Source organism: Desertimonas flava (genome assembly GCF_003426815.1).
In the GTDB taxonomy this organism is placed as follows: Bacteria; Actinomycetota; Acidimicrobiia; order Acidimicrobiales; family Ilumatobacteraceae; genus Desertimonas; species Desertimonas flava.
In genome coordinates, this window is record NZ_QKYK01000047.1 from 1 (window position 1) to 22,962 (window position 22,962).

Sequence of the window (22,962 nt, forward strand, 5' to 3'; positions counted from 1 at the left end):
CCGCCGGCGCCGCCGCACCGTCGGACGCCGCGGTGCCGTCGCCGCCGTACGCCACCCCGACCACCACACCACCGGCGCCGGCGGCCGCGCCCACCGTCCCGCCGACCGCCGCGACCACGGTGGCGGCCACCGTGACACCGTCCGTGCCCCCGTCCGTGCCACCGTCCGTGGCACCGGTCGCCGGGGTCGAGCTGGTCGACGACTGGGGCATGCTCACGGTCACCGTTCCCACCACGTGGTCGTTCACCGACACCACCCCGTGGGTCGAGGAGCACGACACCTCGGGCGGGCCGACGTCGCCACGGATCATCGCGGCCACCGCCGCCGACCACGCCGCGAACTGGGCGACGTCGTCGGTCGTGTTCTCCGCCTACCGCCACATCACCGACCTCAACGGGGCGATCGTCGGCGGCGCCGTGCAGTGCGCACCGGGCGCAATCGTCGACTACGACGACGGCTACTTCGTCGGGCTGCGCCAGGACTTCACCGGGTGCGGCGGAACGTCGCACACCGTGAACATCGCCGCCAACCCTCCCGACGGCTCGTTCACCGCCTGGCTCACGATCGTCGTGACGCCCGAGCACGAGGGGGCGATCGACATGATCCTCGACTCGTTCAACTCGCTGGTCGCGCAACCCACCTACACGCTCACCGACGCCACGGGGCTGCTGACACTGGACGTCCCGACGTCGTGGCAGGAGTGGGACGTCGAGACGTCGCCGGCGGCCAACGGATCGACGCCGTACCCCACCATCTGGGCGTCGATCCCCGGCGACGGCCCGTCCGACAGCTCGGTCTGGTACCAGGCATTCACCGCCACGACCGACTTCCAGGCCCTCCTCACGGCGAACGACCAGGCCCCCCGGTGCACCGACGGCGCCGTCACCGACTACGACGACGGGTACTTCGTCGGCGTGATGCGCACGTGGACGGACTGCGACGGCACCGCCGGCTCGACGGTGACCCAGGTATACGCCAACCCGCCCGACCGGGCCTTCACCGCCGCCCTGGCGATCGCCTTCGGAGCGCCGCCGCCGGACGGGACGCTCGAGACCTTCCTCGACACCTTCTTCGTCGTCCAGCCGGCGTCGACGTGACCACCGTGGGGACCCTCTCCGCCGACGGCCCCCACGCCCGGCACCCCGCCCCGGCGACGCTGCTGCTGCGGGTGCTGCCCCGCCCCGCGGCCGACGGCCTCGTCGTCGGCCAGATCGAACTGGTCGAGACCGGCACCGTCGTCGACATCCGGGCCGGCGACGACCTGGCCTCGTTGATCTGCGGCCTCGTCAACTCGTTGACGTGAGGTCGGCGGTCAGACCCCGAGCTCGTCCGCGAGCCGGCGCAGCTCGGGCGTGGCCTCGACACCGAGCCCGTCGACCACGGCCAACGCCTGACCGACGACGTCGCGGGCGCTCGCCCGGCGGCCCTGGCTCAGCAAGAGGCGCGCCGCGTGGGTGGGCCGAGAGTCATCGAGTGGCTCGCACGCGATGGCCACGTCGAGCTGACGGATCGCCTCGTCGAGGTCACCGCGCTCCTCGGCGTCGGCGGCGAGCAGGTCGACCAGTGACAGGTATCGGCGGCGGAGACGCTCGCGGGGTCCCGCCGCCCAGTCCTCGTAGCGATCCCCGGGCAGGAGGTCGCCGGCGTACCGGGCGACGGCCCGGCGGGCGAGACCGGCCCGGCGATGGCGAGGGGCGGCGAGCGCCTCGGCGGCGGCGCGCTCGAACCCGGCGACGTCCGAGACGACCGACGCACTGAGCTCGAGCAGCTCGGCGCGGCGCTCGACGACCTCGCCCGAGCGCGAGCGGAGCCGGTTCAACGTGTTGCGGAGCCGCGACCGCGCCGTGGACACGTCGGCGTCGGGCCACAGCCGGTCGAGCACCTCGTCGGCGGTCATCGACCCGTGCAGGGCAAGCAGCTTGACGAGCGTCGCCGGGTTCCCCGGCGCTGGCGTCCGGTCGGCGCCTTCCTCGAACAGGGAGAAACCACCGAGCATCCGCAGCTCGAGCGACAACGGCGACGGCGAGGGCGACGGAGAGGACGACGCCGGATCGGCCTGGTCGTAGGGCGCCAACCGATCGTCGAGCCAGCGATCGTGACGCCGGGGCAGATCGGGACACCCCAGCTCGGCGGCCATGGCCAAGGCGTCGGCGCGGTGGCGGGCGGCCGCCTCGACGTCACCCCGCCGGTGGGCGGCGAAGGCCCGCAGCAGGGCGACGTTCCACCGGCCGAGCCGGGTGGCGAACGGGCGACCGTCCGACGCGGCGAGCAGTGTCTCGGCCTCCTCGGCATCGCCGAACATCGCCTGCCACCGACCCAACACGGGGGCGAGGGCGTCGGGCAGGCCGAGCTCGTGGGTGCGAGCCCTGGCGATCTCGAGATACGCCGCCCCTCCGGCCTCGTCGCCGAGCGCGAGCAGCATGTCGGCGGCGGCGAGGTAGAACTCGGCCCCGTTGGCCTGCTCGAGCCATGGTCCGGGGTGGGCCAGCGCTTCACCGAGCCATGCGACGGTCGCCGCATGGTCGTTGGCGTGCGCCGCCACCCACGCGCGGGACCAGCAGGCGTAGCCGATCACGCGGTGGTCCCGCAGGCGATGCCCGATCGCCAACGCCTCGCGGCACGCCGCCTCGGCCTCGGCCACCCGGCCGGCGTGGTCGAGCACGTCGCTGAGGTACGTGAGGGTGAGGGCGCGGGCGGCGTCGGCGGCGGGCGCGAGGGCGAGGGCGTGCTCGATCGGCTCGATCGCCCCCTCGATGTCGCCGCCGTGGAACAGCACCCCGTAGCCGAGACGCACGAGCGCGCTGGCCGACCAGCGGAGCTGGCCATCCAGTTCGGCGAGGGCGGCACTCTCGCGCAAGGCGTTGCGTGCCCTCGCCAAGGCGGCAGGCGTCACCCGGATCGTGTCGGCGATGCCGCTGGCGAGCAGCGCCCGGGCTCTCGTGTCGAGCTCTCCGGCGTCTCCGGCGAGCGCCTGTGTGACGAGCCGGTCGCACGCTTCCAGATCGCCGCGGCGCGCTGCGTCGTAGGCGAGCTCGGCGGCCAGACGCCGACGGAGCACGGCGTCGGCGGCGCCGTCGAGACGGATGGTCTCCTGCTCGGCCGCGGCGAGCAGCGCGCTCCGCAGCGTCGGATCGTCGTGCTCGGCGGCGCGGGCGAGCGTGACGAGCAGAGTGATCGACGACGCCGTCCATGGCGTACCGGCGTGGGCGGCGACGACCCGGACGAACGGCACCCCTGCCGCTTCCAACTCGGTCCAGGGCCGGTCGCCGATGATCAGGCCGACGCCTTCGTGGTCGCCCGCCGACGCCAGCAGGTGGACGGCGGCGACCAGTTCGCCGGCGCCGGCGTAGACGGCGGCGACGGCCCGCCGTTTGGTGGCGCCGAGCGCCGCCTCGCCGAACGCCTCCCGCACCGGGTCGGGCAGGGCGAACCACCCGTCGGACCGGCGGGTGAGTGGGAGCCCGACCGACTCGGCGAGGTGGAGGGCGTCGGGCTCGCCGAGGGCGGCGGCCACGTCCGCCGACAGCATCGGCACGGCAGCGAGGTGGGCCAGCGCGTCGCGGTCGGCCGGCGGCCGGTCGGCGAGGAGCCCGGCGACGAGCGACGTCATGATGTCGGAGAGCGGCCGGGGTGAGGTCGACGGATCGAGCGTGAGGGTGCGCCGCTGGGTCACCACGAGATCGACGGCGAGCGGCCAGCCGGCGGTGGTGCGGGCGATCTCCCCGGCCAACACCGAGGCCGCGTCGACGTCCGTGTCGCCCGCCGTGGCGGACGCACCCGCGGCGAGAAGAGCTCGGATCGTCTCGCGATCGAAGCGAAGATCGTCGGGGCCGATGGCCGCGACGTCCGCCCCCGTCGCGCCGGCTGCGGCGATCTCACGAACGGCGGGGGGAAGATGCCGGCCGGCCACGACGGCCCGGCACGCCGGTGGCAGAGCTTGCACGAGGTGAGCCACCAGCTCCGCGGCGACGGCGGTGAGCCGGTGGACGTCGTCGATGATCAGGCAGACCGGTTCCCCGCGGGCGTCGACGGCGGCTGCGAGGTCGGTCGCCGCGCTGTCCTCGTTCGTCCGGGCCATCGATTCGGCCACGTCGGCCAGGCCGGTCTGCCGGAGCGCCTCGGTGAGCAGAACGAGCAACTCGGCCCGATCGGTCCCGTCCGCCACCGGCACCAGCACCGTCGCCAATTCGTGTCGCTTGGCGAGGGCCAGGGCGAACGTTGTCTTGCCGAAGCCACCCGGCGCCTCGATAGCGCACACCCGGGCCGGCCGGGCGCGCTCGATCAGCCCATCGCGATCGACGACGGCCTCACCCCGCACCGCGCCAATGTACGGGGAACGCTGCCGGCGCACTGGTCAGGCACTGACCAGCAGCAACTCGTGGTCAGGCACTGACCAGCAGCAACTCGTGGTCAGGCACTGACCAGCAGCAACTCGTGGTCAGGCACTGACCAGCAGCAACTCGTGGTCAGGCACTGACCAGCAGCAACTCGGTGACCTGGTTCCCGATTGCGTTGGCGACCGTGGCGCGGCTGGCGACCAGCATGCCCGACGACGTGTCGTAGAACTGCTCGACCCGGTCGCTGGGCCCGGTGTTGACGATCACGGCCGTCGTGCCCTGCACGCCGCCGAACGTGATGCTGCGGCCCGTCGCCGGATCCTGGTCGAGCACGTCGCCGGCGGCGAGCGTGGCGACCCGGTCGGCCGGGATCCACAGCCCGTCGAGCATGGCGCTGGCGTACACACGCGGCGTGGTCGACTCCGTGGGCGGGAGCCCTGCCCCGTTGGAGAAGCGCAGCACCTGGCGGGCCAGGGCCGCCGAGCCGACGAGCTGATCGATGGTGTGGCTGACTTCCATCTGCTGCCCGTCAAGGCCGGGCAGCCCGGTCTGGGCCGCCGACGCCATCGTCGTCTGGCCGCGGTACGTGAGGGTGAGTCCCGGCCGTAGCCACGAGGGTGGTGCCGCGTCCGCCCACGGCACCACCACCTCGCGTGAGCCGACGAACAGGGCGTGCTGGGTGCGGACCGAGCCGGCGAACGTCTCGGGCAGGTTGCCGAACTCGTCGGTGATCGTCACGCCCGGCGACGCGCTCATGCTGCCGCCGAACAGCAGCAGGCCGGTTGCCACGTCGTAGCTGCTGCTGTCGTACGAGCCGTTGCCGACGTGGGCGATCGACACGGTGTCGAACGTCTGGCCGTTGAACGTCCGCGGGCCCCGCACCACCCTCGTGTTGCCGTCGACGCCCGTCGTGAGCGCGGCGAGGCGCTCCGGCGCCATCCAGAAGCCCGGGATCTCGGTCACGTCGCCCGTCACCACCGACGCTCCTGACGGGACGCTGACGCCGGTCTGCAGGTCGGTGGTGACGTACGTGCGCAGGTCGCCGACGATCTGCCCGCCGGCGTCCGACACGATGTCGAGCTGCTGCAGCCCGACGCCTCCGCTCCCGCCGGACGACTCGATGCGGTACCACTGGTTGTCCCGCCACACCCAGCCGTTGGGATCGGGGACGAGCCGGGCGCCCTGGGTCGATGCGTCGCCGGCCTGCCAGGTGAGCCGGGTGCCGACGGCGAGTGGCGTCGTCGCGGCCGGCGGCGACGCCGCCGGCGACGACTCGTGAACCGACGCATCCGCCGCGCTCGGACCGGCGGTGCCCACCGCGGTGGCGATCGCCGAGGCGATGAGGACGGCGGCGAGCACCGGGCGATGACGGAGGACGAACGCGGACCTCATGGGTCGAGCCGACCACCGGCCCGTCCGACCGACGTCCGTCAGGAACCGTCGGCGGGCGAGGTGTCAGCGACCGCGGTCGTGTCCAGGGCGGTCTCGACGAGCTGCTGGATCACCGAGCTCGGGACCTCGCCGCTGAGTCGCCAGCGCAGCAGGCCGTTGGCGTCGACGAAGGCCAGCGTGGGGAAGCCGGTCGCGCCATACGAGCGGAAGGCGGTGGTGAACACGCCGTCGTCACCCTCGTCGGAATAGATGTCACCGTCGGCGAGCACCGGCCACGTCCAGTCGACCTCGGCGAGCCACTCGTCGGGTGGGTAGTGTTCCCCGTCCTCCTGGACGCCGGTGCTGACGCCGACGACGTTGAGCCCGTCGGGGATGTCACCGCTGTCGCGCCACTCGTTGAGCACCGGGACCTCGGCATTGCAGTGGGGGCACCAGTGGGCGAGGAACACGATCAGCGTCGGGCCGTCCGCCGCCGGGTCGATGGTGATCGGGTCGCCGGCGTAGTCGAACCCCGACAGCACCGGGGCCTGCCGGCAGAGCGCGGTGTCGGGGTCGTCGCCGGCCTGGATCTCTTGCGTGAACTGGTCCAAGGGCGTACCGGAGACGGCGACCGGCTGGCGCATGTCGCCGGCGACGAAAGCGTCGGGGGTCCCCGCCTCGATCGCCGGGCCGACCTCGACGGCGCGGCAATCGGCCACGCCGTTCTGGATGGGGACGGTCGAGCCGGTGGTCTCGTCGTCGTCGTCCCCACCACCGACCACGACGGCGATCACCACGGCGAGGATCGCCACCAGCGCCACCGCCGCGGCGATGATGATCAGGGTCGTCGTGTTGGACCTGCCCGGCCGGCTCGATGCCGGGCTCGACGGGCGTCCGGCGGGGCGTTTGGCGGGGGTCTGGCGGCGGGGTTTGTTGCTCATGGGCGACTTTCCGGTCGTTCGTCGGGCTCGTTCGGTTCCCCGTCGTCGATGTCATCCCCCGCCGGCCACGTCGCGACCATCAAGCCGATGATGGCGACGAACCCGCACAGCGCCATGAACGGCAGCGACACGAAGCCGAAGCGACGGAACCAGATGGTCGTGCAGGACTCGGGTCCGATGCCGCATGCGCCGCGCTCGAGCGACGGTCGCCATTCGATCAGGTAGTGGTACGTCGAGATCAGCGCCCCGACCACGGCCATCGGCAGCGCGTACCAACGCACGTCGCGGTCGCGACGGATCGCCGCCACCAGGAACAGCAACGACATCGGGTACATGGCGATGCGCTGGAACCAGCACAGCCGGCACGGCGTGAAGTCGGCGACCTCGGAGAAGTAGAGGCTGCCGGCGGTCGCGCCGGCGGCGACGAGGAAGGCGAGCCACAGGGCGGCGTCGTCGATGACCACCATCACCTCGTCCACCAGCGCCGAGCGGGACCGCAGGGCGCGGCCGACCAGCACGAGCAGCCCGAGGGCAGCGGCAGCCAGGGCGAGGACCGCCGTGAACGCTTCGACGGCCTCGACGTCCATGCGCATGAGATGGTACCGACCGACCGCCGCGCGCGTGAGTGCGGCCCTCGTGTCGTCGGAGCGACCCGGTAGCGTGCCGAGACGGCATGGCCGTGCACATCCCGATCGTCTCCGGTCCCTCGATCGTCTCCGAGCTCCGCCGCACCCGGCGCCGGCACCGGTTGGGAGAGCTGGAGTGGTTCGAGGTGGCCTACCGCGTCTACCTGGCCGCGCTCGTGGGCGGCGTCGCCTTCGCCTGGTTGAGCGGCTTCGTGGACGACGCCGAGGTGACACCGTCGGAGGTCGCCGACGTCGTGTCGCGCGGACCGGCCTGGCTCGGCCTCGCGCTCGTCGCCGCCGCCGCCCTCGGGCTGCGCAGCGGCAGCGACGGCGGCCCGGTGTCGCTCGAGGTCGGCGATGCCCGCTTCTTGATGATGGCGCCCGTCCCCCGCCGCTCCGTGCTCTTGCGCCCCGTCGTCCAGCGCATGCGCACGACCGCCTTCGGCGGGGCGCTCGTCGGCGCCATCGCCGGCCAGCTGGCGTCGCGTCGGCTGCCGGGTTCGGCCGCGGCATGGACCCTGGCCGGCACGGTCGCCGGCATCGTGGCCGGCCTCGCCTTCGTCGCCGTGGCCGTGGTGGTGCACGCCTTCGGCATCCCGCGCTGGATGGCCACCGCCGCCGCCATCGGCCTCGTCGCCTGGCAGGCCGCGGCCGCCATCTGGGAGATCCCCGGCCCGGGTGACCGGTACGGCAGCCTGGCCCTGTGGGGGATGCGGCAGCACGCCGTCGACCTCGTCGTCCCCGCCGTCGTCGTGATCCTCGCCGTCGTCGCCCTGGTGGTGTGCGACCGGCTGCGCCTCGAGCCGCTCACCCGGCGCGCCGACCTCGTGTCGCAGCTGCGCTTCGCCGTGACGATGCAGGATCTCCGCACCGTCGTGCTGCTGCGCCGTCAGCTGCGCGGCGAACGGCCTCGGTCGCAGCCGTGGATCCGTCTCGGCTCCACCAGCCCGGCCGCGGCCGTCAAGCGCCCGGCGCGCTCGCTCGACGCCTCGCGGGCCGTGTGGCTGCGCGACCTGCGCGGCCTCGCCCGCTACCCGTCGTCCCGCCTCGTGCGCATGGCCCTGCTCGCCGCGATCGGCGGGTTCGCCGCGGTCGCCCTCGAACGCGGGACGACGCCGGCGATGGTGGTCGTCGGGGTCATCTGCTACCTGCTCGGGCTCGAGGCGATCGAACCGCTCTCCCAGGAGATCGACCACCCCGACCTCTCCGACGGTGTTCCCAAGGAACGGCCGTGGCTCCTCGTTCGCCACCTCGCCGCTCCCGCCGTGGCCCTCGTGCCCTTCGCCGTGGTCGCCGCCGTCGTCGTGACGATCTTCGACACGGGCCATGCCGCCGCCGCCTTCGCCCTCGCCGTACCGATCGCCTGGGCAGGAGCCTGCGGTGCCGTGGTGAGCGTGGTCCGCGATGCCCCGAACCCGACGAAACAGCAGCAATCGGCGGCCAGCGTCGCCGTGCCGCCGGAGTTCGCCGGCTTCACGTCATCGTTCCGCTTCTTGCTCCCCGTGGTGATCAGCACGATCGCCTCGGTGACGATCCTGGCAATGCGCGAGGACCCGTCGGCGGCCCAGGCCGTTCGGCTGGCGCTCCTCGACGTGCTGGTGATCGTCGCCACGGCGTTCTGGGTGCTGCGCCGCGAGCGGTGGAGCGCGGCGTGGCAACGGCTGCTCGAAGGCGGCCGACAGGCACAGGCCGGCCGATGACCGAATCGAGGACGTCATGAACACCGCACCGGCGCTCGCCGTGGCCGAGCTCTCCAAGACGTACGGCGACGCGCCGGCGCTCGGCCCGATCGACCTCACGGTCGGAGTCGGCGAGCGTGTCGTGCTGCTCGGTCACAACGGCAGCGGCAAGACCACCCTGCTCCGGCTCGCCGCGGGCATGCTCGACGCCACCACCGGCACCGTGCACGTCGTCGGCCACGACGTCGGGTCGATCGAGGCCCGGGCCTTCACCAGCTTCCTCGGCGACCAGCCCGTGTTCTACGACGACCTCTCGCTGTGGGAACACCTCGAATACGTGGCCCGCCTGCACGACACCGAGGGCTGGGAGACGCACGCCACCGAACTGCTCGAGATGCTCGGCCTCAGCCACCGCGCCGACGACCTGCCGACGACGTTCAGCCGGGGACTGCGCCAGAAGGCGGCGATCTCGCTGGCGTTCGTCCGTCCGTTCGAGGTGATGCTGGTCGACGAGCCGTTCGTCGGCCTCGACCAGGCGGGTCGTAACGCCCTGCTCGAACTGTTCCGGCGTGCCCATGCCGACGGCGCCACGCTGGTGGTGGCCACCCACGAGCTGACCACCGTCACCGAGGCCGAGCGGGTGGTCGCCCTGCGCGACGGCGACATCATCTACGACGGTCCGCCCGGCGACGTCGATCCCGACGAGGTCGTCACGCGCTGATCGGGTGCCGCCCGATCGCCACCGTCACGGCTTGCTGGCGGGATCGTTCCAGTCCGTGCCGGCGTTGTACTCGTCGCCGTCGCTGGAGCCGTCGCCGTCGCTGTCGGCCAGCAGGCAGTTGGCGCCGGCCATGAACAGCACCTCCTGCTTGTCGGACAGTCCGTCGCCGTCGGTGTCGGCGACCGCCGGATCGCAGCTGAAGTCGAGCTCCTTGCCGTCGTTCAGGCCGTCACCGTCGCTGTCGGGGTTGGTCGGGTCGAGGTCGTCGCGTTGCACCTCGAGGCGGTCGTTGACGCCGTCACCGTCCGAGTCGGGATTGTTGGGGTCGGTGCCGGCGGCCGCCTCCTCGGCATCGGTCAGGCCGTCGCTGTCGGTGTCCACCGGCTCGGGCTCGGTCGTCGTGGTGGTCGTGGTGGGAGACGGGGCGCTCGGACCCTGCGTCGTCGTCGGCGTCGATCCGGCCGGCGGCTCGGTCGCCGACGGACCACCGGCGGGGGCCGTGCTCCCCGCCGCGGTCGGGATCGGCACGACGACGACCCCGCCTCCGTCGAGCGGCGGGCCGATGACGGCCACCAGCACGACGAGCCGACCGGTGCCCCCGTTGGTGATGGTGACCGCGCCGACGGCGCCGAAGCTCTCTCCGACGTTGACGGTCGTCCCGTTGATCGACGCCGTGCCCTCGGTGACCACGCCGAACGCCGAGACGTCGGTGGTCACCGTGAGCGTCTCCCCTGCGGCCAGGACGTCGCGGACGAGATCGACGTCACGATCCCCGGAGGGAGCGGTGAACGTGAGCGCCGGATCTCCCGACCCTGGCACGATGCCGAACGCCGACCCCTGACCGGCGGCGGCCGCAGGCGTGCGCAGCGACGTGGTCGAGCCCTCCGGCCGGAAGACCGCCTCGCCGGGGGCGAGCCGGGCGATCGGGCCCGACCCGTCGGCCACGATGAGGGCATCTGGCCCCTCCGAGACGATGAAGCTCGGCGCGGACGTGTCGGCGTCGCCCGGCGTCGGGGTCGCCGGTAACGGCGTGAGCTGCCAGTGCCGGGGAGCACCGTCGAACCTCACGATTCCCTGGGCGACCACCTGAGCGTGCTCGGACGCCGACGGCGGCGCGGCGCTGCTCGCGGTGGCCACTCCGCCGGCAACGATCGTGGCGACGGCGACGACCGTGCCGGCCATGGTGCGAGCCAGCGTCGACCAGGTGAGGGTGGTGGGGCGAGACATGGCGGCGCACGGTAGCCACACCGCCCGAGGCGGTAAACGGGATATTCGCCGGTCCCCGCGGCGCGGTGCGGGGCAGGAATCTGGCGCCGGTGCGAGACAGACCCCTCGACGAGCCTTTACCATGCGGAGCATGTACGAGTTCGCCTCCGTCAGTGTTTCCTCGTTCGAGGCCGCTTCGCTGGCTCCGACACTCACGGAGAAGTCCGCAGAGGGTTGGGACGTCGTGGCCGTCGTCACGGCCGGCTCCGACGTCGTCGCCTACCTGCGCCGGGCCGCCGAGTCGGCGTCGTCCGACGGTGCGACGTCCGACAGCGCATCGTCCGAGAGCGCGTCCGACACGACCACGTCGCCGGCCGCCGGCGACAGCACGAGCGACGCGGCCACCGCGGCCCCCGAGCCGGTCTCGGCGAGCGCGCCGGAGACGGTGACGGCCGCCGCCGAGTCGTCCGCGCCGCCCGCCACCGAGACCCCGTCGTCGGGTGGCACCGGCTGGGGTGCGGCCGAGTCGGCCACCACCTCCACCGCGGCCAGCGGCGGCTGGGGCACCGACACGTCGTCGCAGCAGTCCGGCGGTCAGAGCTCGGGTTGGGGCTCGGACACGTCGAGCGCGTCCACCTCGTCGGCGTCCACCTCGTCGGACAGCTCCTCCCAGGGCGCGTCGTCCTGGAGCGGGTCGTCGCAGCAGGCCGCGGCGGTCCAGCAGACAGCTGCCCCACAGGTGCCGGCCGGCTGGTATGCCGACCCCGCCGGACGCTTCGAGCTGCGCTACTGGGACGGTGGTGCCTGGACCGAGCACGTCTCGCGTGCCGGCCAGCAGTACACCGACCCGCCCGTGGCCTGATCGTCGACGCGACCCCGCGCATGCGCGCCACATCGCTCGGGCAGGCCGGCATCCTCGTCGAGACCGCCCACGGTTCCATCGTCTGCGACCCCTGGTTCATCCCGGCGTTCCACGGCTCGTGGTTCGTCTTCCCGCGCAACGACCAGCTCGACGACGACCTGCTCGCCCGGATCGAGTCCGCCGACTACCTCTACGTCTCCCACCTCCACGGGGACCACTTCGACGAGCCGTGGCTCGCCGAGCACCTCCCGCGCGACATCGCCGTGCTCGTGCCCGGCTTCCCCACCCGGGAGCTCGACAACCGCTTGAAGAGCCTCGGGTTCACCAACCTGGTGCGCACGGTGGACGGCGAGGAGCTCACGCTCGCGGGCAGCGAGGACGGCGGTCTCACCGTGGCCATCCACGTCGAGACGTCGATCACGGACGGGCCGGGCGGGGACTCGGCCATCGTCATCAGTGACGGGGTCAGCCGCATCGTCAACCAGAACGACTGTCGCACCACCGACCTCGACGCCCTCCGCGCCCACGGTCACGTCGACCTGCACTGGCTCCAGTACAGCGGGGCGATCTGGTACCCGATGGTGTACGAGGTCGACAACACGACGATGCGCCATCTCGTCGACGCCAAGGTGGAGAGCCAGCTGGCTCGGGCGATGCGCTACGTCGAGTCCGTCGGCGCCCGCGCCGTCGTCCCCAGCGCCGGGCCGCCCTGCTTCCTCGACGACGAGCTGTTCCCGCTCAACGTCGTCACCGGCGACGAACCGAGCATCTTCGTCGACCAGCGCACGTTCATCGCCCGCCTCGCCGCATCGGGGCACGAGGGGATCCTCGCCATCCCGGGCACGACGATCGACGTCACCCCGGACGCGATCGCCGTCGAACACCCCCTCGACGACGCCGACGTGGCGGCGATCTTCGAGCGCAAGGGCGAGTACCTCGACCGCTACCGGGCCGACTGGATGCCGTGGCTCACCGACCTCCACCGCACCTGGGACGAACGGCCCGAGACCGATCTCGTGCCGGCCATCGACGAGTGGTTCCGGCCCCTGATGGTGATGTGCCCCACCGTCCGTGAGGGCATCGGCGCTGCCTGCCTGCTCCGGGTCACCGGATCCACCGGCACCCTCGAGATCCTCGTCGACTTCCCTGCGGGTGAGGTGCGGCCCTACGCCGGCGAGGACTACGGCTTCCGCTTCGAGATCGCCCGGCCGCTGGTCGAGCAGGTGGTGGCCGAGCGAGCCGTCGACTGGAGCAACTCGCTGTTCCTGTCGTGCCGGTTCCGCGCGTGGCGCGACGGCGAGTTCAACGAGCACATCTACAACTTCTTCAAGTCGCTGTCGCGAACCCGCATGCGGCGGACCGAAGCCGAGGCCCTGCGCAAACTCCATCCACCGACCGAGGTGGAGCCCGACATCGAGCTCGGCGGGTGGATCGTGCAGCGGCGGTGTCCCCATCGCAACGCAGATCTGAGCGTGTTCGGTGAGGTGGAGGGCTGCGAGATGATCTGCACGCTCCACGGCTGGCGATGGGACCTCGAGTCCGGTCAGTGCCTCACGGCCCGAGACCATCCGCTCCGTGTGTCCCGGCCGGTCGCCGATCGTGGCACGATCTGACGATGCCGTTCACCGTTCTCGTCTGCGTCGATGGATCCGAGCTGGCCGAGTCTGCTCTCGTCGAGGGACTGGCGGTGCTCCGTGAGCACGAGCGGACGGTGCTCGTCAGCGTCGTCGACGGACCCGACACGTCGCTCGTGATGGGCGGGTCGGGTTTCGCCGGAGGCGTGCTCACCGGCGAGGAGCTGGCCGAGATCCAGCGCGAGAAGATCGCCGAGGCCGAGTCGATGCTCAAGGAGACGGCCACCCGGCTCGGTCACGCCGACGCCGAACTGGTCGTCCTCGAGGGAGCGGCCGGATCGGCGATCTGTGAGCTGGCCGAGACGTTGCCGGCGTCGGTCATCGTGTTGGGCACGCGTGGCCGCGGCGGTCTGCGCCGCGCCGTGCTCGGCTCGGTCTCCGACCACGTGGTGCGCCACGCTCCGTGCGTGGTGCTCACCCGCAATCCCGACTGACCTCCCAACCCATCCGAGTGTCGAAGTGCGCCCGAGTGCCGGGCGTCCCGGGGGTGGGCGTCCCACACTCGGGGGGGGCTGCCGCGGCGCTACTTGGCGCCGTGGACCCAGACGGGGATGCCCATCGGCATCAGGTTGGCGTCCCAGATGAAGTCCATGGCAGTGGTGGTGACGCGGACGCAGCCATGCGACGCCGGGTAGTTGGGCACGTTGTTGGAGCCGTGCACGGCGACACCGCCGACGAAGTACTTCGGCCGGTAGATCTGGCCCAGGTCGCCTTCCCACCAGCCCTCGGGGCGCTCCCGGTTGACGGCGTGCAGTCCGTTGGGCGTGAGTGACACACCGTTGATCACCTCGCCCGGCGAGTTCTGATCGGGCTCGGTGTAGGACTCCCCGTTGCCGGTGGAGACGTTGAACACCCAGACGGTCACCCCGTTCTGGACGAAGAACAGCACCTGACGGTCCTTGTCGATCTCGACGAGCGTGCCGGCGTCGGCCAGGCCGTGGGCCCGCTGCGGGATGTTGGTGAGAGCATCGGCGGTCGCCTCGTCGATGCGCCCCGACGCCTCGAGACCGACGTACTTCTGGAACGCCATCACCGCCTGGCCGGTGGTGAGCCCGTAGTCGCCGTCCACGCCACTGAGCCAGAAGCCGAGGTCGACGAGGCGCTGCTGGATGCGGGCCGTCTCGTCGCTGCTGTTGCGCCCGACCGCTTCGAACGGCCGGTCGGGTGGGGCGACGGGGATCAGGGCCGGCGACGGCGGCAGGGTGGTCGGCGCGGCCGTGGTGGGGGCTGCCGTGGTGGGAGCGGCCGTCGTCGGCGCTGCCGTGGCCGGCGCGGCGGTGGTGGGAGCGGCCGTCGTCGGCGCGACCGTCGTGGCCGCCGCAGTGGTGGCCGGGAGGGTAGTGGCGGCGGTGTCGGCCGTGGACGCCGCTGCGTCGGTGAGCGGCGCGACGTCCGGCCGCTGCGCGGCGACGGCGGGGCCATGGCCACCGAGCTCGCCGGCGCCCGCGGCCGATCCGGTCGGGCCGCCGGAACAGGCGGTGAGGGCCACCACTCCGGCGAAGGCGCTTCCCACCGCCAGGAGGCTCCAGTATCTGGCTCGCTCCCGCATCGCCGCAAGGCTATCAATGGCCCTCGCACCGACCGCGGCATCTCGATGCAGTTCCGTCACTCGCGGCGGGGGTTGGATCGGTCCTGAACCACGACCTGGATCGTCGTTCTAGTGGAGCGCGAGCGAGGCCGGGGTGACGGGGCCGAGTGCCCCCAGCGCCGTCGGATCGAACCCCTTGGCGAGGTCGCGCACCGCCACCCGACCGAGCTCGTCGGGGCAGTCGATCCCGAGCGAACGGGTCAAGGCGCCGCGCACCCGTGCCGCGGCGATCCCCGCCGAGTCGAGGTCGTCGAGAGTCAGGGCGCCATCGCGCTTGGCGAGACGTTGCCCGTCGGGGCCGACGACGAGCGGGATGTGGACGTACTCGGGCCGAGGCAGGCCGAGCGCCTCCTGTACGGCGATCTGCGCGGGTGTCGACGAGAGCAGGTCGTCGCCACGTACCACGTGATCCACCCCCGTGGCGGCGTCATCGACGACCACGGCGAGGTTGTAGGCCGGTGCGCCGTCGTTACGGCGCAGCACGACGTCGGACACCGCGCCGGTGAAACGCCCGGCGACGGCATCGTCGAACGTCACGGTCCCCTCCCCGCGGAACCGGATCGCCGGCGGACGTTCGGCGCGGCGGCGGTGCCGCTCGTCCGGGCTGAGGTCGCGGCACGTCCCCGGGTAGACGAGCTCGGTGCCGTGGGGCGCCGCCACGGCGTCGCGGATCTCCCGCCGCGTGCAGTAGCACTCGTAGGTCGCCCCGGCCGCGGTGAGCCGGGCGAGGGCCGACTCGTACACCGGGAACCGCTCGCTCTGGCGCAGCACCGGCCCGTCCCAGTCGATGCCGATGGCACGGAGATCACGCTGCTGACTCGCTTCGTGCGCCGGGGCCGAGGCGACGCGATCGAGGTCCTCGACCCGCAGCAGGAAGGGCACGCCGCGCGAGACGGCGAGGAGGAAGGCGGCGAGGGCGGTGCGCAGATTCCCGAGATGGAGGTCACCCGTCGGCGACGGGGCGAAGCGGCCGGCCACACCACGATTGTGGCGGGCGTGAACCGGCAGCGGGCACACGACGCGCGCACCGTCCACCAACCGCGCGTCACGGCGCCGCCGGGTTACGTAGGCTCGGATGGGTATGCAGTGCGATGTGTGCGGAACGGAGGTGCGGCCCGAGCACAAGTTCTGCATGGAGTGCGGCGCCCGACTGGCTCACCAGACCCCTTCGGTCACGTCCGCGACGCCCGCCGCCGGCCCTGGCCACCCGATGTTCGATCCGACGACCGGCCAACTGCTCGCCATCAGTGCCTCGTCGCCGCGAGATGACGAGCGCGACACGGCCGGGCGACACGCCGTCGAGACGGTCGACGGGCCGGCGGACGACCCCGACGAGGACGAGCCCGGCGATGCCTCTGACCTGGAGCCCGGGCGCCCCCCGGGCGACGGCCTCGACGCCGACGCCACCAATGTCCTGCCCGCCCTCGGCAGCCCCGAGACCACGTTCGCTCCCCCCGATCCGACGCCCGGCGCCGGCCTGCCGTGGTCGGCGGTGGTCGACACCAGACCGGGCCGCAGCGCCCCACCGCCACCGCCGCCGCAGGCCGGCGACGAGGCCATGGAGGCGCCCGAGGAGTACCCGCCGTGGCCGGGCACCGCCGGGGGCTACGCCGGCGACCCCGACCTCACGGGGGCCTACGACCGGCAGGCCGACCAGCCGACCCGCGTGCAGTACCTGCCCGACCCCTACGCCGGCCCACCGTCATACGTGCCCGCGGCGGCCCCGCCCCGACCACCCGAGGCCTACGACCCCGGCTACGCCCCGACCGGGCACCTCCCGGCCACGTACCAGCCGATCCCCTACGAACCCTCCGGCTACGAGCAATGGGGGGACGAGGTCGACGGCGCCGGGCCCCGGCCGTCGTTCCGCGTGAAGCCGCTGCTCATCCTGACGATCCTCGCCGTCGCCGCCGCGGCCGTGGCGATGTTCGTGCCGGTCATCTCGGTCACCGCACCCGGTGGCGCGGCGGCCGTCACCGGTGAGTGGAAGATCAACGACTTCGCCACCAACTTCACCGTCACCGGGATCGTCGTCTCCTTCGCCATGCTGGTCGGCGCACTCTTCTGGTGCGGCGGGTTCCGCTGGGGTGCCGGGGCGGCCGGCGGCGCCGGCACCGCCCTGGCCGGCTGGGCGGCGCTCCCGCTCGGGCTGGCCGAGGTTCAGCTGGCGACCTCCGAGTCAGCGCTCGGCGCGTCCGCCCAGCTCACCCGCGATCTCGGCTATTGGTGCCTCGTCGGCGCTGCCGGCGCCGGCGTCCTCGTCACGCTGATCTCGCTCCTGCGCTCGGGGAACGATCGGCGGGCGGGTCTCGATCCGTGGGTCGCCGCACTCGGCGCCATCGCCACGGTCGTGGCGACGATCGGCCCGCTCATCCCCTTGAACGGTGCCGACCTCGACGCCAACTGGACGAGCGACGCGTGGGCCGGCGGGCCGGGCATCGACATCCCCGTGCTGTTCTTCGTCGCCCGCTTCGCCAACCTCGGCCTGATGCTCGCCAGCGGGGTGTTCGGCTTCCTGCTGGTGCGTCGCTACGGCCTCGGCCTCGCCATCGCCGGCGCCGTCGGCAACGGCTGGCTGCTGCTCACTGCGGCCACCGGCCAGACCGACAGTCCCCTGGGACCGGCGTACTTCAATCCAGGCGCCGAGCCCAACGCCGACGGAATGCTCGAGCCGTACGTCGTCACCATCGCCGGGATCTCGCTGATCTTCTTCTTCGGCCTCGTCGCCGCGGCGATGGCGATCATCGACTCCGACTGACGAGTCCGTCTCCCGCGGTCGAACCCCGTCATGCGGTGAGCGCCCACTGGTGGTCTGTCGGCGAGTTGGCGAGGTGGATCGCGCCACGAGACACCTGATCGATTCGGCGACAGTCCACTAGGGTTGGAGCATGTTCGGGGCCGATGTCCTCGACCTGGGGATCGACATCGACGTCTGGCCGTGGGTCTGGCTGGTGGTGGCGGTGGTGTTCGCCGTCATCGAGATCTCGTTCGTCGGCGGGACGTTCGTGTTGCTGCCGTTCGCCGTGTCGGCGTTCGCCGCGTCGTTGCTCGGGTTCTCCGATGCGCCGATCGAAGCGCAATGGGCCGTGTTCGTCTTCGGCGGCGCGGCCTTGTTCGTCGTGGCCTACCGCTGGGTCCGCCGGTTCATCCAACGCAACGACCTGCCGGTCGGTGTGGGCGCCGATCGGCTCGTCGGTCTCGTCGGCTTCGCCACCGCCGACATCAGCCCGTTCGACGTCGAACGGCGGGGACGAGTGACGGTTGAGGGCGAGGTGTGGGCGGCGCTGGCCGCGGGCGCCGAGCCGATCGCCGCCGGAACGTCGATTCGTGTCGTGGAGGTCGTCGGGACCCGTGTCGTCGTGGAGCCGATGTCCTCGCCGGCCCCTCCCGACGTGGACAGCGGCGGCGCGGGAACTACAGACGCGGGAACTACAGAGAGGAGCCCGGAATGATCGTGGCAATCGTGATCGGTGCCTTGGCCATCGTCGGTCTGGCGTTCCTGATCGGCGCGGTGAAGATCGTCCGTCCGTATCAGCGCGGGTTGGTGGAGCGTCTCGGCCGGTACAAGACCACCAAGGAGCCGGGGTTCAACCTGATCATCCCGTTCATCGAGACGATGCAACTGGTGGACATGCGTGAACAGGTGGTGGACGTCCCTCCGCAGGAGGTGATCACCGCCGACAACGTCGTCGTGTCCGTCGATGCCGTCGTGTATTACGAAGCCACCGATCCGCAGCGCCTCATCTACAACGTGGCCGACTTCTTCACGGCGATCACCAAGTTGGCCCAGACGAACCTGCGCAACCTCATCGGCGATCTCGAGCTCGACACTGCGTTGACGTCGCGCGACCGGATCAACACCCAGCTGCGCGAGGTCCTCGACGACGCCACCGACAAGTGGGGCGTGCGGGTCGTGCGCGTCGAGATCCAGCGCATCGACCCGCCGCCGGAGGTCGTGTCGGCGATGCACGCCCAGATGCGCGCCGAGCGTGACCGCCGGGCCACGGTCACCGAGGCCAAGGGTTTCCAGGAGGCGGCGATCGCCCGGGCCGACGGCGAGAAACAGGCGTCGATCCTCGCCGCCGAAGGCCGCAAGCAGGCCGCGGTCCTCGACGCCCAGGGAGATGCCCAGGCGATCGAGCTGCGCGCCGACGCCGAGAAGATCCGTCTCGAGCGCATCGGTGAGGGCGAGGGGGCGGCGGCCCGGATGCGGCTCACCGGGATCAAGGAGGCCCAGGCCGACAACAGCGTGCTGACCGTGGAATACCTCGCTGCTCTCGAGCGGATCGGTGACGGCCGGGCGACGAAGCTCGTGATTCCGGCCGAGTTCGCCGGGTTGCTGGGCACCGTGGCAGCGCTGGCCGAGACGGCACGGTCCGATGGCGACGTCGACGAGGTCCGCCCCAAAGGTGGCCTCACCGTCCCCAGCGTGTCCGAGCGGGTCGACGTCCCTCCACCCCGTGACGGCGGCCGGCCGTGAAACTGGCCGACGCCCCGCCCCCCGGCTGGTATCCCGATCCCACCGGCGGGCCGCGTCTGCGCTGGTGGGAGGGCAGCGACTGGACCGACCACTTCCGCGCTCCTCCCAGCCAGAGCGAGCTCGACCTGTTGGCAGCACGGCGAGCGGGACTGCTCGGCGGCGCAGCCGACGCCGGCGGGATGGCTCGGGTCACCTCCGACGCCGTGCAGGCCGCTGCGTCCCGGCGGCGCGAGACCGAGGAGGTGATCGCCGAGGTGCGCAAGGTGGCCCGCAGTGAGGTCGACCGCGCCGTCGAGATGTTCGGCCAGCAGGCGAGGAGCGCCACCCGGCAACTGCAGCCGCTGGTCTCGGAGTACACGACGAAGGTGACGCGGTTCCTCCGCCGAGCCCTCGTCGTGGCCTTCGTCCTGCTCGTCGCCTGGTTCGTGTTCCAGGCGATCGCCCAGCAATCGTTCCTCGACTGGCTCGGCGAGCGCATCGACAGCATCACCGACGATTCCAGCGACGCCGGTGGAGGACCCCGCGTTACGGTCGGTGCCTGGCACCATCCGTAACGCCCGCCGGTTGGGTCAGGGCCAGAGGCGGGCGGCGATCTCCGACCACAGCGCCTTGAAGCCGCGCGCCGCGGTGGTCCGCGGCGACGCTGCACCGACCGGCTGCAGGAGGCGCCCCATCCGTTCGACCGCGCTGCTGTTGGGGACCGCCGTCGGGAAGAACGGCGGCTGCGCCACGGCCAGCGTCTCGAGCAGATCGCGGTGGAGGGCCTTGCGCCAGTCGAACATCGACACGAACGGCCACACCTCCGGCCGCCGACCAGGCCGAAGATCTGCGCCGTCGAGGAACTCGACGAGCTGGTCGAGCGTGCGGACCGACAGGGGTGTCGGGACCGTCGGCACGAGCAGCGCATCGACGGTCTCGAAGACCACCTCGCTGGCGAACGACAGGCCGGCGGGGCAGTCGAGCAGCGCCACGTCGTAGTCGTCGTCGAGGGGCTCGAGCAGCTCGGCGAGACGCCGCGTCGCCCGCTTCGTCCCGTCGAGGCGCAGGTCGAGGTGGCGCAGGGAGAAGTCTGCGGGCACGAGGTGCAGCCCGACGTAGTCACTCTCGCGAACGTGGGCGGCCAGCTCGCCGCGGCGTCCGAGCAGCCGTTCGACGCCGCCCCGCACCCCCGGCTTGACGCGGAAGAAGAACGTCGCCGCGCCCTGCGGGTCGAGGTCCCAGAGCAGGACCCGCGCTCCGGACCGGGACGCCTCGTAGGCCAGGTTCACCGCCGCTGTGGTCTTACCGACGCCGCCTTTGATGCTGTACGACGCGAGGGCCTTCACCGCGCGCCTCGATCCCGGCGGTCGCTACCGGTGCGCTCGCTGCCGAGCAGGGCGGCGAGCGCCTCGACGGTGGCGGCGGTGTCGAACGCCGCGAAGCGCTCGGCGAACTCGGCGCGGCTCGCCAGGCGCCGCTGCTCCATCCGCTCGACCAGCTGACCGGCGGCCAGCACGGTGGACAGCGAAGCCGTCGGGGCGAGGACCGCCGACACCTCGCGCAGGTCGGCGGCGTGGACCTCGGCGTCCTGGTGCGCCCCGAGGTTCTCCTGCAACGCCTTCAGTCGCTGGACGAACGGCTTGCGGGCCGACGGCTTGTAGAGCCCCCCGAAGCACTCGATGAGGTAGCGCAGCTTCTTGGCGTCCTTGCGCAGTTCGTGGAGCACCTCGGGTGGCGTGTCCGGGTTGATGCTGCGACCACGCTCGATCATCGTGCGGTGGGCGCGGCGGATGCGTTTGGCGACGAACGGCCCGAGCGGCTTGCGGGCCACCGGCGGGAGGTCGGCATCGGGCGCCACCGGCTCGTCGAGCCAGACACTCCACCGATCGAGCAGATCACGTGTCCTCGCGCCCGACAGGTCATCGCTGAGCCGGCGGTGGGCGGACTCGCGCTGATGCTGGAGGTGGGCCCGGACGGGCTCGAGCGCGGCGATCGCCCGATCGTCGAGCCCGTCGACGTAGGCCGGCCATTCGATCTGGTAGACGTCGAGATCCCGTGACGGGCCGGTGGCCTGGCCGAGCCAGGCGAACCCGGCGCGCGCCGGTTCGAGCACGGCGGCCGGGATGACCCGTTTGGCGGTGGACAGCGTCGCCCGGGTGCGGCGCACGGCGACACGGAAGTCGTGGAGGAACTCGGGGTCGACGTGCTCGACGGTGCCGTCGTAGGTGGCGACCAAGGCGTCACGCAGGTTGCCCAGCACGGCGCGGAAGGCGTCGATGGTGTCGTCGCGACCACGCAGCGGAACACCGGGGAGGACGTTGCGGCCGGCCAGGCTCACCCTTGCGGACGCCGCGGCCAGCTCGACGACGCTGCCGTCGACCGGCACCAGGCCCGCGGCGGTGGCGGCGTCGCGGATCCGGCCGGCGGGCTTCGGGTACCCGGCGAGCTCGGCGATCTCGAGGTAGGCGCCGGGCAGCACCGTCTCCCCGGACCGTACGTCGGACAGGACCATGGCCGTGACGGTGGTCTTGCCCGTGCCGTTGCGCTTGGTGGCCGTGGTCCGCGTCAGCTCCACCGTCACGATCGGCACGAGAACCCGGACGTCGAGCAATCGTCCGACCCGTGCGCGCATCGGTCCCGCCGGCACGTCGGCGGCCACCGCGGGCACGGCCGCGGTCGTCGCCGCGGCGGCCGGACCATCGCCGGCGAGGACCAGCTCGACGTCGCCCGGCAGGTCGCCACGCCCGAACCGGCGGGTCGCCGTGAGCCGGAGGCCAGCCCCGGCCAGACGCCCGTCGAACGTGTCGAGGATGCTGATCGCGGCTCGTTCCGACGGGCCGATGCCGAAGCCCTCGACCCGCAGCACGGCGAGGATCGCCGACGCGCCGTCGCCGGCGAGGAACGTCGAGGTGCCGGCGGCCATGAGCACCTCACCGTACTGCGTCATGCCTCCTCGCTGCCTCGTAGGGCCCGGGCATACTGAGCCGATGGCGACCGAGATCGAGCGCAAGTGGGTCCTCGACGACGGCGTGCCGCCCGGGGTGCTCGATGCGGCCGGGGTGACGGCGAGCCGCCTGCGCCAGGGGTACGTGGCGCTCGACGGTGACGTGGCCGTCCGGGTCCGCGTCGCCGACGAGGCGACGGCCCGCCTGACGGTGAAGGCCGGGTCCGGCCTCGCCAGGACCGAGGTCGAGGTGCCGATCGGACTCGTCGACGCCGGCCAACTGCTGGGCCACGCGGGTGGCCGCATGATCGACAAGACGCGCTACGCCGTCCCCCTGCCCGACCGCCTGATCGCCGAGGTGGACGTGTACGCCGGGACGTTGGCCGGCCTCGTCACCGTCGAGGTCGAGTTCACGTCCGCTGACGACGCCGACGCCTTCGTCGCCCCGGCCTGGTTCGGCCGCGACGTCACCGACGATCCCGCCTGGTCGAACGCCGCCCTCGCCCTCCACGGCCGACCCGACCCCTGGGTCCGAGATAGTGCCTGGCACTATCTCGGAGCCTGACGGGATGTGCCTGGCCCCCCGTCAGGCGC

At 72.3% G+C, this 22,962-nt stretch carries 21 protein-coding genes; 12 read left to right on the top strand and 9 right to left on the bottom strand.

Translation table 11 applies throughout. The features are described from left to right. Positions 1–143 precede the first annotated feature (143 nt). Both DN771_RS27550 and DN771_RS27555 read left to right on the top strand, forming a co-directional pair. Complete coding sequence (locus DN771_RS27550; protein ID WP_205528801.1) at positions 144–1,097, top strand: hypothetical protein; 954 nt, start codon at positions 144–146, stop codon at positions 1,095–1,097. Positions 1,098–1,102: 5 nt separating this feature from the next. Beyond that, positions 1,103–1,303: a hypothetical protein gene (locus DN771_RS27555; RefSeq protein WP_162942493.1), complete on the top strand. Its 201-nt coding sequence runs from the start codon at positions 1,103–1,105 to the stop codon at positions 1,301–1,303. 9 nt (positions 1,304–1,312) lie between these two features. Here DN771_RS27555 and DN771_RS29895 read toward each other — a convergent pair whose 3' ends face one another. The 4 genes from DN771_RS29895 to DN771_RS27590 form a co-directional block, all read right to left on the bottom strand. Next, positions 1,313–4,318 (bottom strand): BTAD domain-containing putative transcriptional regulator, encoded by a 3,006-nt coding sequence (locus tag DN771_RS29895; protein ID WP_162942494.1) that lies wholly within the window; start codon positions 4,316–4,318, stop codon positions 1,313–1,315. A gap of 148 nt (positions 4,319–4,466) precedes the next feature. Then, a complete protein-coding gene (locus DN771_RS27580; protein WP_117000796.1) occupies positions 4,467–5,729 on the bottom strand; it encodes a hypothetical protein in 1,263 nt (420 codons plus the stop codon). 38 nt (positions 5,730–5,767) lie between these two features. Continuing rightward, positions 5,768–6,649, bottom strand: a complete 882-nt coding sequence (locus tag DN771_RS27585; RefSeq protein WP_117000797.1) for a TlpA family protein disulfide reductase — start codon at positions 6,647–6,649, stop codon at positions 5,768–5,770. After that, positions 6,646–7,236 carry a disulfide oxidoreductase gene (locus DN771_RS27590; RefSeq protein ID WP_205528802.1) on the bottom strand — a complete coding sequence of 197 codons (591 nt, stop codon included), beginning with the start codon at positions 7,234–7,236 and terminating at the stop codon, positions 6,646–6,648. Before DN771_RS27590 ends, DN771_RS27585 begins: the two co-directional genes overlap by 4 nt. 86 nt (positions 7,237–7,322) lie before the next feature. Here DN771_RS27590 and DN771_RS27595 point away from each other — a divergent pair, with 86 nt between their 5' ends. Then, complete coding sequence (locus DN771_RS27595; protein ID WP_117000798.1) at positions 7,323–8,975, top strand: hypothetical protein; 1,653 nt, start codon at positions 7,323–7,325, stop codon at positions 8,973–8,975. Positions 8,976–8,991: 16 nt separating this feature from the next. Then, entirely contained in the window at positions 8,992–9,675 is a 684-nt protein-coding gene (locus DN771_RS27600; protein WP_117000799.1) for an ABC transporter ATP-binding protein, read from the top strand. A gap of 24 nt (positions 9,676–9,699) precedes the next feature. Here DN771_RS27600 and DN771_RS27605 read toward each other — a convergent pair whose 3' ends face one another. Next, positions 9,700–10,902 (bottom strand): hypothetical protein, encoded by a 1,203-nt coding sequence (locus DN771_RS27605; protein WP_162942495.1) that lies wholly within the window; start codon positions 10,900–10,902, stop codon positions 9,700–9,702. A 130-nt stretch (positions 10,903–11,032) separates the two neighbouring features. Between DN771_RS27605 and DN771_RS30220 the strand changes: the two genes are divergently transcribed. The 3 genes from DN771_RS30220 to DN771_RS27620 are packed head-to-tail and all read left to right on the top strand — an operon-like array spanning position 11,033 to position 13,811. After that, positions 11,033–11,743 (top strand): DUF2510 domain-containing protein, encoded by a 711-nt coding sequence (locus DN771_RS30220; RefSeq protein WP_205528803.1) that lies wholly within the window; start codon positions 11,033–11,035, stop codon positions 11,741–11,743. 20 nt (positions 11,744–11,763) lie between these two features. Then, positions 11,764–13,356 carry a Rieske 2Fe-2S domain-containing protein gene (locus tag DN771_RS27615; protein ID WP_117000801.1) on the top strand — a complete coding sequence of 531 codons (1,593 nt, stop codon included), beginning with the start codon at positions 11,764–11,766 and terminating at the stop codon, positions 13,354–13,356. 2 nt (positions 13,357–13,358) lie between these two features. Then, on the top strand, positions 13,359–13,811 hold the full coding sequence (locus DN771_RS27620) for a universal stress protein (RefSeq protein WP_162942496.1): 453 nt from the start codon (positions 13,359–13,361) through the stop codon (positions 13,809–13,811). Between the two features lie 89 nt (positions 13,812–13,900). Here DN771_RS27620 and DN771_RS27625 read toward each other — a convergent pair whose 3' ends face one another. Beyond that, positions 13,901–14,926, bottom strand: coding sequence for a L,D-transpeptidase family protein (locus DN771_RS27625; protein ID WP_117000803.1), 1,026 nt, complete (start codon positions 14,924–14,926; stop codon positions 13,901–13,903). A gap of 108 nt (positions 14,927–15,034) precedes the next feature. Further along, a complete protein-coding gene (gene gluQRS / locus DN771_RS27630) occupies positions 15,035–15,943 on the bottom strand; it encodes a tRNA glutamyl-Q(34) synthetase GluQRS (protein WP_205528804.1) in 909 nt (302 codons plus the stop codon). A gap of 103 nt (positions 15,944–16,046) precedes the next feature. Between gluQRS and DN771_RS27635 the strand changes: the two genes are divergently transcribed. The 4 genes from DN771_RS27635 (at position 16,047) to DN771_RS27650 (ending at position 19,999) form a co-directional block, all read left to right on the top strand. Then, entirely contained in the window at positions 16,047–17,723 is a 1,677-nt protein-coding gene (locus tag DN771_RS27635; RefSeq protein ID WP_162942492.1) for a zinc ribbon domain-containing protein, read from the top strand. Between the two features lie 130 nt (positions 17,724–17,853). Then, positions 17,854–18,417: an NfeD family protein gene (locus DN771_RS27640; RefSeq protein ID WP_117000806.1), complete on the top strand. Its 564-nt coding sequence runs from the start codon at positions 17,854–17,856 to the stop codon at positions 18,415–18,417. Beyond that, positions 18,414–19,445: an SPFH domain-containing protein gene (locus tag DN771_RS27645; RefSeq protein ID WP_117000807.1), complete on the top strand. Its 1,032-nt coding sequence runs from the start codon at positions 18,414–18,416 to the stop codon at positions 19,443–19,445. Before DN771_RS27640 ends, DN771_RS27645 begins: the two co-directional genes overlap by 4 nt. Beyond that, positions 19,442–19,999, top strand: coding sequence for a DUF2510 domain-containing protein (locus DN771_RS27650; protein ID WP_205528805.1), 558 nt, complete (start codon positions 19,442–19,444; stop codon positions 19,997–19,999). The genes DN771_RS27645 and DN771_RS27650 overlap by 4 nt, the downstream gene beginning before the upstream one ends. A 15-nt stretch (positions 20,000–20,014) precedes the next feature. On the opposite strand, the gene DN771_RS27655 is transcribed toward DN771_RS27650, so the two are convergent. After that, complete coding sequence (locus DN771_RS27655; RefSeq protein ID WP_117000808.1) at positions 20,015–20,770, bottom strand: ParA family protein; 756 nt, start codon at positions 20,768–20,770, stop codon at positions 20,015–20,017. Continuing rightward, entirely contained in the window at positions 20,767–22,371 is a 1,605-nt protein-coding gene (locus tag DN771_RS27660) for a CHAD domain-containing protein (protein ID WP_117000809.1), read from the bottom strand. Before DN771_RS27660 ends, DN771_RS27655 begins: the two co-directional genes overlap by 4 nt. 40 nt (positions 22,372–22,411) lie before the next feature. On the opposite strand from DN771_RS27660, the gene DN771_RS27665 reads away from it, so the two are divergent. Beyond that, a complete protein-coding gene (locus DN771_RS27665; protein ID WP_117000810.1) occupies positions 22,412–22,933 on the top strand; it encodes a CYTH domain-containing protein in 522 nt (173 codons plus the stop codon). Positions 22,934–22,962 lie beyond the last annotated feature (29 nt).

Coding starts and splice junctions, on each gene's coding strand:
- DN771_RS27600 (WP_117000799.1), top strand. CDS start 8,992: ATGAACACCGCACCGGCGCTCGCCGTGGCCGAGCTCTCCAAGACGTAC.
- DN771_RS27590 (WP_205528802.1), bottom strand. CDS start 7,236: ATGGACGTCGAGGCCGTCGAAGCGTTCACGGCGGTCCTCGCCCTGGCT.
- DN771_RS27635 (WP_162942492.1), top strand. CDS start 16,047: ATGCAGTGCGATGTGTGCGGAACGGAGGTGCGGCCCGAGCACAAGTTC.
- DN771_RS27665 (WP_117000810.1), top strand. CDS start 22,412: ATGGCGACCGAGATCGAGCGCAAGTGGGTCCTCGACGACGGCGTGCCG.
- DN771_RS30220 (WP_205528803.1), top strand. CDS start 11,033: ATGTACGAGTTCGCCTCCGTCAGTGTTTCCTCGTTCGAGGCCGCTTCG.
- DN771_RS27615 (WP_117000801.1), top strand. CDS start 11,764: ATGCGCGCCACATCGCTCGGGCAGGCCGGCATCCTCGTCGAGACCGCC.
- DN771_RS27585 (WP_117000797.1), bottom strand. CDS start 6,649: ATGAGCAACAAACCCCGCCGCCAGACCCCCGCCAAACGCCCCGCCGGA.
- DN771_RS27660 (WP_117000809.1), bottom strand. CDS start 22,371: ATGACGCAGTACGGTGAGGTGCTCATGGCCGCCGGCACCTCGACGTTC.
- DN771_RS27605 (WP_162942495.1), bottom strand. CDS start 10,902: ATGTCTCGCCCCACCACCCTCACCTGGTCGACGCTGGCTCGCACCATG.
- DN771_RS27625 (WP_117000803.1), bottom strand. CDS start 14,926: ATGCGGGAGCGAGCCAGATACTGGAGCCTCCTGGCGGTGGGAAGCGCC.
- DN771_RS27645 (WP_117000807.1), top strand. CDS start 18,414: ATGATCGTGGCAATCGTGATCGGTGCCTTGGCCATCGTCGGTCTGGCG.
- DN771_RS27595 (WP_117000798.1), top strand. CDS start 7,323: ATGGCCGTGCACATCCCGATCGTCTCCGGTCCCTCGATCGTCTCCGAG.
- DN771_RS27580 (WP_117000796.1), bottom strand. CDS start 5,729: ATGAGGTCCGCGTTCGTCCTCCGTCATCGCCCGGTGCTCGCCGCCGTC.
- DN771_RS27640 (WP_117000806.1), top strand. CDS start 17,854: ATGTTCGGGGCCGATGTCCTCGACCTGGGGATCGACATCGACGTCTGG.
- DN771_RS27620 (WP_162942496.1), top strand. CDS start 13,359: ATGCCGTTCACCGTTCTCGTCTGCGTCGATGGATCCGAGCTGGCCGAG.